Annotated in this window: 10 protein-coding genes; 4 read left to right on the top strand and 6 right to left on the bottom strand. The window is 58.4% G+C overall.

The window, feature by feature from the left end; all coding sequences use genetic code 11:
- Nucleotides 1–60: 60 nt before the first annotated feature.
- The 3 genes from gnd to AB4N85_RS08375 are packed head-to-tail and all read left to right on the top strand — an operon-like array spanning nt 61 to nt 3379.
- Complete coding sequence (gene gnd, locus AB4N85_RS08365; RefSeq protein WP_095179978.1) at nt 61–1041, top strand: phosphogluconate dehydrogenase (NAD(+)-dependent, decarboxylating); 981 nt, start codon at nt 61–63, stop codon at nt 1039–1041.
- Nucleotides 1038–2561, top strand: coding sequence for a glucose-6-phosphate dehydrogenase (gene zwf / locus AB4N85_RS08370; RefSeq protein ID WP_252869508.1), 1524 nt, complete (start codon nt 1038–1040; stop codon nt 2559–2561). The genes gnd and zwf overlap by 4 nt, the downstream gene beginning before the upstream one ends.
- Nucleotides 2558–3379, top strand: coding sequence for an HAD family hydrolase (locus tag AB4N85_RS08375; RefSeq protein WP_252869509.1), 822 nt, complete (start codon nt 2558–2560; stop codon nt 3377–3379). The genes zwf and AB4N85_RS08375 overlap by 4 nt, the downstream gene beginning before the upstream one ends.
- A 160-nt stretch (nt 3380–3539) precedes the next feature.
- Here the strand turns inward: AB4N85_RS08375 and nhaB are convergent, their stop codons facing one another.
- The 3 genes from nhaB to AB4N85_RS08390 all read right to left on the bottom strand — a co-directional run bounded on the left by nhaB (nt 3540) and on the right by AB4N85_RS08390 (nt 6950).
- Nucleotides 3540–5042: a sodium/proton antiporter NhaB gene (gene nhaB / locus AB4N85_RS08380; RefSeq protein ID WP_252869510.1), complete on the bottom strand. Its 1503-nt coding sequence runs from the start codon at nt 5040–5042 to the stop codon at nt 3540–3542.
- A gap of 88 nt (nt 5043–5130) precedes the next feature.
- Nucleotides 5131–6420, bottom strand: coding sequence for an NHL repeat-containing protein (locus AB4N85_RS08385; protein WP_252869511.1), 1290 nt, complete (start codon nt 6418–6420; stop codon nt 5131–5133).
- Between the two features lie 263 nt (nt 6421–6683).
- The gene (locus AB4N85_RS08390; RefSeq protein WP_016774677.1) at nt 6684–6950 is read right to left on the bottom strand and encodes a hypothetical protein; all 267 of its coding nucleotides are present in this window, start codon (nt 6948–6950) and stop codon (nt 6684–6686) included.
- A 523-nt stretch (nt 6951–7473) separates the two neighbouring features.
- Here AB4N85_RS08390 and AB4N85_RS08395 point away from each other — a divergent pair.
- Nucleotides 7474–8799, top strand: coding sequence for a sigma-54 dependent transcriptional regulator (locus tag AB4N85_RS08395; protein WP_252869512.1), 1326 nt, complete (start codon nt 7474–7476; stop codon nt 8797–8799).
- Between the two features lie 99 nt (nt 8800–8898).
- On the opposite strand, the gene AB4N85_RS08400 is transcribed toward AB4N85_RS08395, so the two are convergent.
- From AB4N85_RS08400 to AB4N85_RS08410, 3 genes are all read right to left on the bottom strand, one after another.
- Nucleotides 8899–11109, bottom strand: a complete 2211-nt coding sequence (locus AB4N85_RS08400; protein WP_460067696.1) for a hypothetical protein — start codon at nt 11107–11109, stop codon at nt 8899–8901.
- A 222-nt stretch (nt 11110–11331) separates the two neighbouring features.
- Nucleotides 11332–12648: a hypothetical protein gene (locus AB4N85_RS08405; protein WP_110645251.1), complete on the bottom strand. Its 1317-nt coding sequence runs from the start codon at nt 12646–12648 to the stop codon at nt 11332–11334.
- Between the two features lie 45 nt (nt 12649–12693).
- The gene (locus tag AB4N85_RS08410; protein WP_041479693.1) at nt 12694–13440 is read right to left on the bottom strand and encodes a hypothetical protein; all 747 of its coding nucleotides are present in this window, start codon (nt 13438–13440) and stop codon (nt 12694–12696) included.

The following is a 13440-nucleotide window of genomic DNA, read 5'->3' on the forward strand; positions in this document are numbered from 1 at the left end:
TCAGTCGCGTTGGGCTATAACCAATGACACACATTTATTTGTAGTAAGGAGCATCAGCACATGCAACTCGGGATTATTGGACTGGGCCGCATGGGCGGCAATATTGCGCGACGTCTGATGCTCAACGGGCACACCACCGTTGTTTACGACCGCAATACCGCTTTCATCGATAACCTGGTCGCCGAGGGCTCCACCGGCGTCGCCGACTTGCCAGCACTGGTTGCCGGCCTCGACAAGCCGCGTGCTGTCTGGGTCATGCTGCCGGCTGGCGCGCCGACCGAAGACACCATCAACACCCTGAGCGAACTGCTCGAACCCGGCGATACCATCATCGACGGCGGCAACACCAACTATAAGGACGACATTCGCCGGGCCAAAACGCTGAACGACAAGGGCCTGCACTACATCGACGTCGGCACCTCCGGCGGCGTCTGGGGCCTGGAACGCGGTTATTGCATGATGATCGGTGGCGATGCCGAAACCGTGCAGCGTCTCGATCCGCTGTTCGCCGCACTGGCGCCGGGCATGGGCGACATTCCGCGCACCAAGGATCGCAAGTCCGATGACCACCGCGCCGAGCATGGCTACATCCACGCCGGTCCCGCCGGCGCCGGGCACTTCGTGAAGATGATTCACAACGGCATCGAGTACGGCATGATGGCCGCGTTCGCCGAGGGCTTCGATATTCTCAAGACCAAATCCAGCGAACGTTTGCCGGAAGATCAGCGATTTGATCTGAACGTGGCCGATATCGCTGAAGTCTGGCGTCGTGGCAGCGTGGTGTCGTCGTGGTTGCTCGACCTGACTGCCGACGCACTGGCCAGTGATCCGAAGCTCGACGGTTTCTCCGGTTCCGTGGCTGACAGCGGCGAAGGGCAATGGACCATCGAAGCGGCCATGGAGCAAGCGGTGCCGGTACCGGTGCTGTCCAACTCGCTGTTCTCCCGTTACCGCTCGCGCGGGCAGGGCACCTTCGGTGACAAGATCCTGTCGGCACAACGCTTCGGCTTCGGCGGCCACGTGGAGACCGCGAAAAAATGACCCGTACGATCCGCAGAAAATCCAAGGCAGAACCCGCACCACCGACCACGCTGTTCCTGTTCGGTGCCCACGGCGACCTGGTCAAGCGCCTGCTCATGCCGGCGCTGTACAACCTCAGTCGCGACGGTCTGCTCGACGAAAACCTGCGGATCGTCGGCGTTGATCACAACGCCATTACCGATGAAGCCTTTGCGCAGAAGCTCGAAGACTTCATCCGTACCGAAGTGGCGGCGAAGGTCGGCAAGGGCGATCAGATGCTTGATCCGGTCTTGTGGGCCAAGCTCGCCAAAGGCATCAGCTACGTCCAGGGCGACTTCCTCGACGACAGCACCTATTCAGCCCTGGCGGCGAAAATCGCCGACAGCGGCACCGGCAATGCGGTGTTCTACCTGGCCACCGCGCCACGTTTTTTCAGTGAAGTGGTGCGCCGCCTCGGCAGCGCCGGTTTGCTGGAAGAAACCCCCGAAGCGTTCAGAAGAGTGGTGATCGAGAAGCCGTTCGGCTCCGATCTGCACACCGCCGAAGCCTTGAACGCGTGCCTGCTCAAGATCATGAGCGAGAAGCAGATCTACCGCATCGACCATTACCTGGGCAAGGAAACCGTGCAGAACATCCTGGTCAGCCGGTTCTCCAACAGCCTGTTCGAAGCGTTCTGGAACAATCATTACATCGACCACGTGCAGATCACTGCGGCGGAAACTGTCGGTGTGGAAACCCGTGGCAGCTTTTACGAACACACCGGCGCACTGCGCGACATGGTGCCCAATCACCTGTTCCAGCTGTTGGCCATGGTGGCCATGGAACCGCCGGCTGCTTTCGGCGCTGACGCGGTGCGTGGCGAGAAGGCCAAAGTGGTCGGGGCGATTCGTCCCTGGTCGACAGAGGAGGCCCGGGCCAACTCGGTGCGCGGCCAGTACAGCGCCGGCGAGCGCGATGGCCAGCCATTGAAGGGTTATCGCGAAGAAGCCAACGTGTCGCCCGACAGCACCACGGAAACCTACGTGGCGCTCAAGGTGATGATCGATAACTGGCGCTGGGTCGGCGTGCCGTTCTATCTGCGCACCGGCAAGCGCATGAGCGTGCGCGACACCGAAATCGTCATCTGCTTCAAACCGGCGCCGTACGCGCAGTTCCGCGACACCGAAGTCGACGAGTTGCAGCCGACTTATCTGCGTATCCAGATCCAGCCAAACGAAGGCATGTGGTTCGACTTGCTGGCCAAGCGGCCCGGGCCGGCGCTGAACATGGCCAACATCGAGTTGGGCTTTGCCTACAAGGACTTTTTCGAGATGCAGCCTTCCACCGGCTACGAAACCTTGATCTACGACTGCCTGACCGGTGATCAGACGCTGTTCCAGCGTGCCGACAACATCGAGAACGGTTGGCGAGCCGTGCAGCCTTTCCTTGATGCCTGGCAGCAGGATGCGAGCGTCGAGACGTATGCGGCTGGCGAAGATGGCCCGCAAGCAGCCGAAGATCTCCTGACTCGCGATGGTCGCGTCTGGCACGGCCTGGGATGAGTGATTTGCCGAAACAACCCATACGTTTTCTGCTCAGCGACATGGACGGCACGCTGTTGCTGCCGGATCACACGCTGAACCAACGCACCATCGAAGCCGTGCGCTCGCTGCGCGATGCCGGCGTGCTGTTCAGCCTCGCCAGCGGCCGTCCGCCGAAAGCCATGTTGCAGCAGATCGAGGCGCTAGGCGTTGATCTGCCGACGGCGGCGTTCAATGGCGGCACCATCGTCAAACCGGACGGCACGCTGTTGGCCGCGCATTATTTGCCGGCGACCACAGCGCTGATCGCACTGGCACTGCTTGCCGATCAACCGGAGGTGGAAATCTGGGTGTTCAGCGGCGGCGACTGGCTGCTCAAGGACCCGCACGGGCCGATGGTGCCGCGTGAACAGAGTGGCCTCGGCTATCCGCCGGTGGTGGTCGAGAGTTTTGAACCGTATCTGGAGCGCATCGACAAGATCGTCGCTACCAGCAACAACACTGAGTTGCTGATTGAGCTGGAGGCGCAGCTCCTGCCCAAGGTCAACGGCATGGCGCAAGTGTCGCGCTCGCAGCCGGTGTATCTCGACGTTACGGCGCTTGAGGCCAACAAAGGCACGGCATTGACGACCATCGCCGAATACCTCGGCGTGCCGCTGGAGCAAACCGCTGTCATCGGCGACGGCGGCAACGACCCGGCGATGTTCAAATGCGCTGGCTTTTCGATTGCCATGGGCCAGGCGGAAGAGGCGGTGAAGCACCAGGCTGATGTCGTTACAGCGCCAAACACTGAAGACGGCGTGGTCCTGGCGATCGAGAAATACATCCTCACGCACTGACCCAACACCAAAACCAATGTGGGAGCGAGCCTGCTCGCGAAGGCGGTGTGTCATTCAACAGATTCGTTGCCTGACACGACCTCTTCGCGAGCAGGCTCGCTCCCACAGGTTTTCGCGGCGCGTGCAAACCCCGGTAACCCACAGGTTTATTCAGTGTTGCTTAGAGCCAATAGCTCACCGCATACCAGCCCAGCAGTCCCATCACCACGGTATACGGCACCGCCATCCACACCATGCGCCCGTATGACAACCGCACCAGCGGTGCAATCGCCGAGGTCAGCAGGAACAGAAACGCTGCCTGACCATTCGGTGTCGCCACACTCGGCAGGTTGGTGCCGGTGTTGATCGCAATCGCCAACGTTTCGAAGTGCTCGCGAGTCATGTGCCCGGCGAGAAAAGCCTGTTTCACCTCAGTGATGTAAATGGTCGCGACAAACACGTTGTCGCTGATCGCCGAGAGCAAGCCGTTGGCGATGAACAACATGCCCGGCTGTTGATCCATCGGCAGCGCCAAGACCCACTCGATCAGTGGGACGAACAGATGCTGATCGTGAATGACCGCCACCACGGCAAAAAACACCACCAGCAGTGCAGTAAACGGCATGGCGTCCTTGAACGCGCTGCCCAGGCGATGCTCGTCGGTGATCCCGGTAAACGCGGTGATCAACACGATTACCATCAATCCGATCAGGCCGACTTCAGCCAAGTGAAACGCCAGGCAACCAATCAGAATCAGTGCCGCCGCACCTTGCACCAGCAGCGCCGCCGTCTGACGAGGCGTGCGTTTGGCGTTGTCCTCGGCAGCGTAGTTGGCCAACACAGCGCGGACGTTGTCCGGCAGCAGCGTGCCGTATCCGAACCAGCGCAGCTTCTCCAGCAGCACGCAAGTAACCAGACCCGCCACCAGTACCGGCAGCGACACCGGGGCAACTTTCTGGAAGAACTCGCCGAAATGCCAGCCCATCTCATGGCCGATCAACAGGTTCTGCGGCTCACCGACCAAAGTGCAAACCCCGCCGAGCGCTGTTCCCACTGCGCCATGCATCAACAGGCTGCGCAGGAATGCGCGGAATTGATTCAAGTCGTCATGGTGTTGCGACGGTAAATGCTGATCGTCAGCGAATTCACTGTCCTTGCGCGGATCATTGCCCGACGCGACGCGGTGATACACCGAGTAAAAGCCGACAGCCGCACTGATGATCACCGCCGTCACGGTCAGCGCATCCAGAAACGCAGAGAGGAACGCTGACAAGAAGCAGAACATCAGCGCCAGAATGGCTTTCGAGCGCACGCCCAGCAGCAGGCGCGAGAAGAGAAACAGCAGCAGATCTTTCATGAAGTAGATGCCGGCGACCATGAACATCAGCAGCAGGATCACCGGAAAGTTGTGCAGCAACTCATCGTAAAGCGCTTGCGGCGTGGTCATCTTCAACAGCAACGCTTCAATCAACAGCAGGCCGCCAGGCATCAACGGATAACACTTGAGGGCCATGGCCAGGGTGAAGATGAATTCGATCACCAGCAACCAGCCTGCGGCGACCGGCCCGACGGTGAACAGCACCACGGCGTTGAGAATGAGAAAACCGACGATGGTCGCCTTGTACCAGCGTGGCGATTGCCCGAGGAAGTTGTGCGCGAACGCCTGGGCGATTGAACCGGACATCGGCTGCTCCTTTTATTTAGAAGCGCGAAAGTTGCCGGATGTTTCAAGGAAGATCAAGTCGCCGATAACCTCGATCCTGTTGAATGCTCTATGGATTCAGATAACGCGCAACCATTGCCCGGTAGTTGCCATCCAGCGAATAGCCACCTACCACAATCGCCCCGTCAGTATGTACGGTCAGTGAATTGGCGGTATCGAGACTTCGCCCCAGTCGCGTGCGCAACCAGCCATGGCCCTCACCGAACGCTGGATCAAGGCTGCCATCGAGTTGATAGCGCGCCACCATGAAGTCAGCTTCGACTCCGCCGATGGTCGCGCCCACGGCGACGATGCGGCCGTCGCTCATTTGCTGGGCGGCGTTCCATTGGCATCCGCTGGGGCCGATGTCCAACACCTGTGGCTGGCCATGATGACAGTGCAGGTCCGGTCGACCGTTGGCGTGCAGGACAAACGTCAAACAGCGGATTGGATCGCGGCTGCTGCCGAAGCAATAAAGCCTGTCGTCGGACTCAATAATCTGGCTGACCTGAGCGCTGTTGCCGTGAGCCTTGAAGGCCATGAAGCCATCGACGGCGAAGCGCTCGTCCAGGCTGCCATCGGGCCGATACACCGCCAACAGGCCTTGCTGAGGAAAGTCGATGGAACCTGCGACGACGATGCGCCCATCTTCCTTCAACAACAGCGTGCTCAGCCAGGTATTGAGCAGCAGGTGGCGGACCACGACGAATCCGCGTCCGTTGAATGATTCGTCGAGGCTTCCATCAGGGCAGAGGCGAATCAGCATCCCGGCGTGGTCGGCAAGGCTGAAATGATGGTTGGCGATCAGCAGAATACGGCCGTCTTCCTCCACCACAAAGTCACAGGCTTCGACGCCAGGCACGCCCGGCGGCAACCAGTTGTCGCGGGTGCCCATGGACAGCTCGCCGGGCAGTCGCACCACCTGGAAACCGTCATCGCCGAAGAATCGGTCTGGCTGGCCGTTGGCATCGAACAGGGCGAGGGCGGGCAGGGTGCGTTGGGTGTCTTCATAATGCAGGCCGGCCAGCAGAATCTTGCCGTCGGCTAACACCTGAACCTTGCCGGCCTTGGCTTCGAAACCCTCGACGAAACTGCCGATCACGCTGCCCTGAAAGCCGAACGACAAATCCGCCGAACCATCGGCCAGCAGCCGCGCGAGGCCAAAACGACTCCCCTTGGATGTACCGACCTTGGCGGCGACCAGAATCCGACCCTGTGCATCGAGCGTGACATGTTGGGTCTGGCTGGACAAACTGCCGGCAAAGTACACCTGCGCAACACCGCCAATGGCGAATGTCGGGTCGAGCGAACCGGGGGCGGTCCATGCAGTAGGCAGCGCGTAAGGGCTCAGGGTGGACATGCACGCGTCTCCTTGTGCCTGAGCCGATACCCAGTGGTTGGGAGGCTGACTGCACGAGCGAAACATTCAATCCCTGAACCGCGAGAAGTACAACTGGACGAATAAACAGACGACGGTCGCACTGTGCCAGAACAGTGTCTTGTTGAACCAGTCGCAAGCGAGCCAAGTACTTTGGATGAAACTGCGCTGCAAGTACGTTGCTTATTTGACTACGCATACAACAAGGGCGGATGACTTTAACGTCATCCGCCCTTGTTCGGTTATCAATGTGGCATCGACCACGATTGCAACTTGTGGCCGTCTTCGCTCAGCTCGGCGCGGGCCTGCTGCAGCAGTTGTTCGAGTTGCGCCGGGTCAGAGTAGGCGCTGCTCGGGATCTGTTTGCGACCGATGTGGGAGTTGGTGCGGTCGACGACGGTCAGGCTCAGTTCGCCATTGCCGTCTTGCGGCGCCCAGGCCACGCATTGAAAAGGCTTGAACGCGTGGTTGGCAATCAAAAGAGCTTCGTTGATACGCAGCGGGGCAGTCATGGGGTCTTCTCTCTATTGGCGCCCAATCAAATGATGTGCCGTCGGTTGGGCTTACCGTGCGGCGGGTTACTTGTACTGATGCACGCAACCGGGGGGCGGGTCACACGTGAAACAAAGAAATTTCAGATTCTTTACATAACGTAAGTTCGTTTCGTTAAACCTGCACATGTCCGAACACTGCGCTGAATTCACCCCTCACCCCAGCCCTCTCCTCGAGGAGAGGGCGCCGAGTTGTGGGCTTTTCAAACTCGAGTTCGGCTCGGTCTTTCAGATCGGCTGACCTCGCGTAAACACCTCGGTCAGTTCCCTCTCCCTCGGGAGAGGGCTAGGGTGAGGGGCCGCTCTTGGATTCACCGCAAATAGTCGATAGCTAACTAACAACCAACTTTCTTATAACTCTTTTAATACCCAGCCTATAAGCAATCGGTACAAGCCCCCGTCAAAATCTTGCTAGTGTTACAACCGGGTCTGCCAAATGACTGTTTTTACGATCATTTATCAAATTTGGCGCCAAGGAACAGTCATGAGCGAAGCGCCTTCATCGAGACGTTTACTGGTGGTCGATCCCTGCGACGACTGTTATCGCCTGTTGCCCGGATTGCGCGCTGTGGGTTGGGATGTCGACAGTTGTAATCTGGAAAACGCCGCATCCCGGGCCTGCGATGTCGGCCTGCTGCGTTTGCAGCCGTTTCACCTGGAACGACCCGAAGCCGTCAAAGAACTGATCAGCCGCAGCGGCACCGAATGGATCGCTGTGCTCAATCAGGAAGTCCTGCGCTTGCAGAACGTCGGCGATTTCGTTTGTGAATGGTTTTTCGATTTCCACACCTTGCCCTTCGACGTTTCCCGCGTACAGGTCACCCTCGGCCGCGCCTTCGGCATGGCACGCCTGCGCGGGCAGGGTACGATTCATGTCGATCAGCCGGAGCACGAACTGCTCGGCGACAGCAAGCCGATCCGCGAACTGCGCAAACTGCTGAGCAAACTGGCCCCGACCGAATCGCCCGTGCTGATTCGCGGCGAAAGCGGCACCGGCAAGGAACTCGTCGCGCGCACCTTGCACCGCCAATCCCAGCGCCACAACAAACCGTTTGTAGCTATCAACTGCGGGGCGATACCAGAGCATTTGATTCAGTCCGAATTGTTTGGCCACGAAAAAGGCGCGTTCACCGGCGCACACCAGCGCAAGGTCGGACGCATCGAAGCGGCCAATGGCGGCACATTGTTCCTGGACGAAATCGGCGACCTGCCGCTGGAATTGCAGGCCAATCTCCTGCGCTTTCTGCAGGAAAAGCATATTGAACGGGTAGGGGGCAGTCAGCCGATACCGGTGGATGTGCGCGTGTTGGCCGCAACCCACGTTGACCTGGAAGCGGCGATTGAGAAGAAGCGCTTTCGTGAAGACCTTTATTACCGGCTGAACGTCCTGCAAGTGGTGACCGCGCCATTGCGCGAGCGCCACGGCGATCTATCGATGCTGGCCAACCACTTTTCGCACTTCTACAGCCATGAAACCGGGCGTCGACCAAGAAGCTTCAGCGAAGACGCGCTGATTGCCATGGGCAAGCACGACTGGCCGGGCAATGTGCGCGAGCTGGCTAACCGGGTCAGGCGTGGGTTGGTGTTGGCGGAGGGGAGGCAAATCGAGGCGCGGGATTTGGGATTGATCAGTCAGCATTCCATCGCCACGCCGATGGGCACGCTGGAAGACTACAAGACCCGGGCGGAACGGCAGGCGTTGTGTGATGTGTTGAACCGGCACAGTGATAATTTAAGTGTGGCCGCGAAAGTTTTAGGGGTTTCGCGGCCTACTTTTTATCGGTTGTTGCATAAGCATCAGATTAGGTGAGTGCAAGAATCAGAATATAAATGCAATTGTTTTTGTTAGGGTGTCACACAAAACATCCAATATAGTGCGTTTGATCTTGCTTCATAATAGGATTGGATTTTAAAATTTCCGCAACCTTATATTTTTGATACGTGTTTGCGCCACAACTCCCCCCACATAAAGGTATAACATTAATGTTTTTGGCGTCTCGTATTTTGCGGCATTAAAACGAAAGTTTTGAGACTGCCAAAGCATAGAGCTGGGTACGTTGAGCTGCGTTTTTTCATTATTCTGCTTGAATATTACAACGCACAGTTCTGTGTTTTTATAATCAAAACTCAACTCATATTGGTCGCCCTCTTCAACTTCTTGGAAACTCTTGACGATCTGAATGGCACTGCGCACCTGTGGGCCAGGTACTGATTCAAGAAAATACTCATTTTCAATAAAGGAAATTCTTGGATGGGAGCCCTCTCCATATTGGACTGCCCAATGGTTCCAATGATAGTTATCAAACGTAGTCAAATCATCCAACCCAGCCTTGACCCCATAACTCCTCACCCGACACGCCACGGCCTCACCCTCAACCGCCCCCGCATGCAATCCCACCTTAAATACAACAGCCAACTTCGAATCAGCCTTACACCCGCGCAACCACTCCACCTCAGCCAAATAATCAAGCCCCCCTCCCTGATCATGCGCCGCCCCGACAAACTGCTCCTTGACGCGCTCTCCACCACTCGTGAACGTCTCCACATACCTTAACCAGATCGGTAATCCCGCCCGCTGAAACGGCCAGGCACTACACAAAACCTTCGTATCATCCTTGAGCATTCCAACATCCAGCACCTCACCATCAAAACCCTCAAGTTTCGGCATCGGCATGCTCGATTGCAGCAACTCGCCAATCACCAACGTCACGCTCTGCACAGGCGTCGGCTGGCCATTGACGATCAAGTTGTATTTCAATTCCACACTGCGCTGCAGATTTGCCCCGGTGATAGAAGAATCGATATCGAATTGCACTTTCGACTGTCCCGCCACCGGCTTGTGCTGGGGAGGCACTGAGCCGGCGCCGGGTCTGCCGGCGATTTCCAGTTGCACTTCGTGATTGGCGCCAAACGTCGAAGTGTCAAACACCACGGTAAATCCGCTTTGATGCAGATTCGGGTTCAGCCTGTAATCGGGCGCCTGCACAACCGTTGGCGGTTTCAACTGACTGACTTCGCCGGTGACCGCAATCACAATGTCACTGGACGGGCGCGCAGGTGCGCCGGCGCGCAGCAGCTGAAAGCCGACCTTGGCCGAACCGTTGACGATCGCTGTGATCTTGTCGTTCGGGATCGGGAAGTCGTGATGGCCGGGCACGCTGTCGACAGTTTTTTCCAGCGGGCCGACGATCACGGGCTGTCCTCCAGACGTCGTACCGGCCCAGGTCAGGACGACCTTGTCACCAGCCTGGTAGTCGGCGCCTGTGAAGTAAACCCGGGCGGCGGCGTCGCTCGTGCCCAGTACCTTCAGGTCGATGGTGGTGACGTTCTGGCCGTTGACCCAGATCGTCGGCGCCGGCAAGCGATTGTTCAGATCCACCGAGACGTAAGTGATTTTCGCCCACCGCGCCTTCGGATCCGGCAGATTACCCACCCGGTCGACGACCTGATAGCTCACTTCGATATTGTTGCCGTTGCCTTGCGCCCTGATGACGTCCTCGGTGAAGGTGGCGAAGATCGGATGGTTGACCGGATCGTCGATCTGCTCTCTGGTGACCGGGTAGTACGTCACCACCTGATCACCCCAACGGCACCGAATGGTGTCGAAGATGGCGATGTTCTCATAGGGTACGATGTTCATGCGGATTCCCCGCCGGGCCAAATCCTCATTCACGCCATTGGACGGATCCGGGCTAAGCGTATAGATCAGGCCGGAGTTGCCTTCTTCGCTGTCGCTATCGGTGCCACCTGGTTGTGTGAGTTGGACCCACACACGCCGTACCGGCTCGGAGCTGACCGGGTCCTGACCCAAGCGCTGTACGGTGTAAACGATCAGTGCTTCGCCATTGGTGACTTGACCCTTGGGGACTTTGAATTCGAGCCGCTTATTCAAGTTGCTTCCATCGACCGGAATTGTCCCAACCTCGACGCCATCAAAATACATTTTGCAGTTGTCATACATCGCCATCCCTACCCACGGATCTACGATGATCAGCAAATCGTTTTCGACGGTCTCGAGCGAAATGCCACCGTCGTAGCCCCCATCCTTCAAAACGGCCTGTTTCAAAACAAAGGGTGGATTCAGGGCGAGAATGCGGTTTTCATCCGGCGTCTGGTTCATGTCGATGCTCCATTACGGCCTGTTGCAAGGTGCCAGGCGCTGGAGTCATGTAAGCGGATTCAGCGGTAGGGCGCACCTGTCAGATCTGACAGGTGCGGACGTATTTCCGATAAGTGGTCGCGAGTTGCACCAGCAGCGAAAAGCCGACAGATCAATCGATCGCAGCCTTCGGCAGCGCCTACACGAACTGTAGGAGCTGCCGAAGGCTGCGATCTTTTGCTTTTAGAAGTAATACGGGAATTTCAGGCTGAACGAAAAGTCCGGCGCATCATCGGTCATGCCGATCGACAAGTTCGGCACGATCGTCAGGTTGTCGGTGGCTGCGATGGTCATGCCGACGTTGAAGTAACCGGCGTTGGCATCACTGGACACCACCGATTCCCAGTCGCCGCCGTCCTGTTTCAGCTTGCTCTTGCGTTGCACCAGGTCGGAGACCGAGAACGACATACTCATCTTCTCGTTGAGCGCGAAGGCGATACCGGCACCGATCTGGAAGCTGTCGCCGATGCGCACTTTGCCCGGGTTTTTCTGATTGACCGTAGAGCTGATGTCGTCGAACGACTCCTCGAGGTTGTGGGTGTAGGAAAGGCTGCCGAACAGCACCGCCGGGTCAAACGTCTTGACCAGCGAGATACCCGGCGTGATCGACCAGACGCCGTTGCCGGTGGGCAGGGTGTCGGGGACGAACAGGTTGGAGTTGGCGTCGGTCTGGCGCAGTTTGATGCCGAACGGGTCTTTGCCGGTCGGCGCCTTGACGCGCAAGGTGACGACGGCGTCCGGGGTGTTGACCGATTCGTCGAGGAACTTGTAGGCGATACCGAAGTTGACGTCGCCAATGGTTGGATCCTTGGTGACGGTTTCTTCTGTTGTTACGCCAGCCGCGCCCTCGTTGCCGCCGCCGGATTGATACGTCGACTCGCGATAGATCACCGGCACGTTCAGGTCGAACTGCCAGCGGTTATCGAAGTTGTAGCGGCCGGTGAGGTCCAGGGTCCAGGTGTCGGCCTTGATCCGGTCGAGGTTGATGTTGCCCAAAAAGATCGAATCCAGCGCAAGGAACCCGTTCAGGATCAACTGGCGGGTGTCGTAGCGCGAATAGGTCAGGCCGGTTTCCACGCTGAACTTGCCGCCGCCAAAGAAACCGCTGGCTTCGTCATACAGGTTGGAAACGCTCTGCGCCGGTTGTGAATCATCGGCCAGCGATTGACCGTAGGAAGCGCCGCTGCCCCCGGCGGCGCCTCCCGATGCAGCGGCCGCACCCGTGCCTGTGGCGGCTCCGGCGGCGACGCGATTGCCTTTCATGTCGGACGGCGATTTCGCCAGCCGTTTTGGCGGTGGGGCAGAGGGTGTCTCTTCTACCTGGCGGACCCGTTGTTCAAGTACCGCCAGCGCTTGTTGTTGTTGTTCGTATCGTTGTCTCAGTTCCAGAAGTTCCCGTTTCAGGGCTTCTACATCGGCGTCGGGTGCTGCTTGCAGCATTGCCGCCGGGAGAAGGGTACTCAAACACACTGCGGCACGCAGTGATACTGATCGATACATGAATAAGCCGTCCCTTTAAGCCCAATGATCGAGACTCAGCGTAGTTCAATATCCGATATTGCGTAGGGCCCCGAGTTGGGTCAGGTTGCAATCCAGTGCACCGGCGCTTCTGCCGTTATTGTTCAGTACGACGTTGAGTTGCGTAAGGTTGTTGACCACGTTGGCGCTGCCCAGCAATCGGGTGTTCTGCAGCAGCCCGCCCTGGGCGACTTGTTGCAGTGCCGTGCCTTGATTGCCGCTGGCCTGAATGGCCATTTGCACGCCACCACCATTGGCCGAAACCGCGACACTGCCGGCGCCGTTGCTGCCAGTAATGGTTTGTCCGGCGATAAGGGCCTGGCCTTGCGATGGCACCAGTGCCGGCGCCTGACTGGCTTCGCTGACGTTGATCGCGACGTTGTTGTTGGCGGTGTTGCCATCGCCGGCGGCGCGTACGCTTTGCGTCACACCCTGGCTGCTGTTGAGGCCGGCGCCACCGATTACGCTGCCGGTGCCTGCGGTGAGGGCGCTGCCGTTGCCCGACTCCTTGATGGTCGAGACGTAGAATTCCGGTTTGACGGTTGCGGCCTGGATCTGCATCGAGGTCGCGGCCCCGATCAAGTCGCCGCTGGCGTTGCGCCAGGTGCTGCTCATGACAATGCCGAAGCTGATGATCCGCCCCGGCATGACGTAACGACCGCGCAGCTCGGCGAGCTCCTGGTCCTTGATTTCGATGGGTTTGAATCCGGCATGGGCTAAACCTGACGCACTCGCTGCCAGGCAGGCGGCGGCCAGCCAGTATGAGCTTTTCAT

The sequence above is a fragment of the Pseudomonas sp. H1_G08 genome (assembly GCF_054681355.1).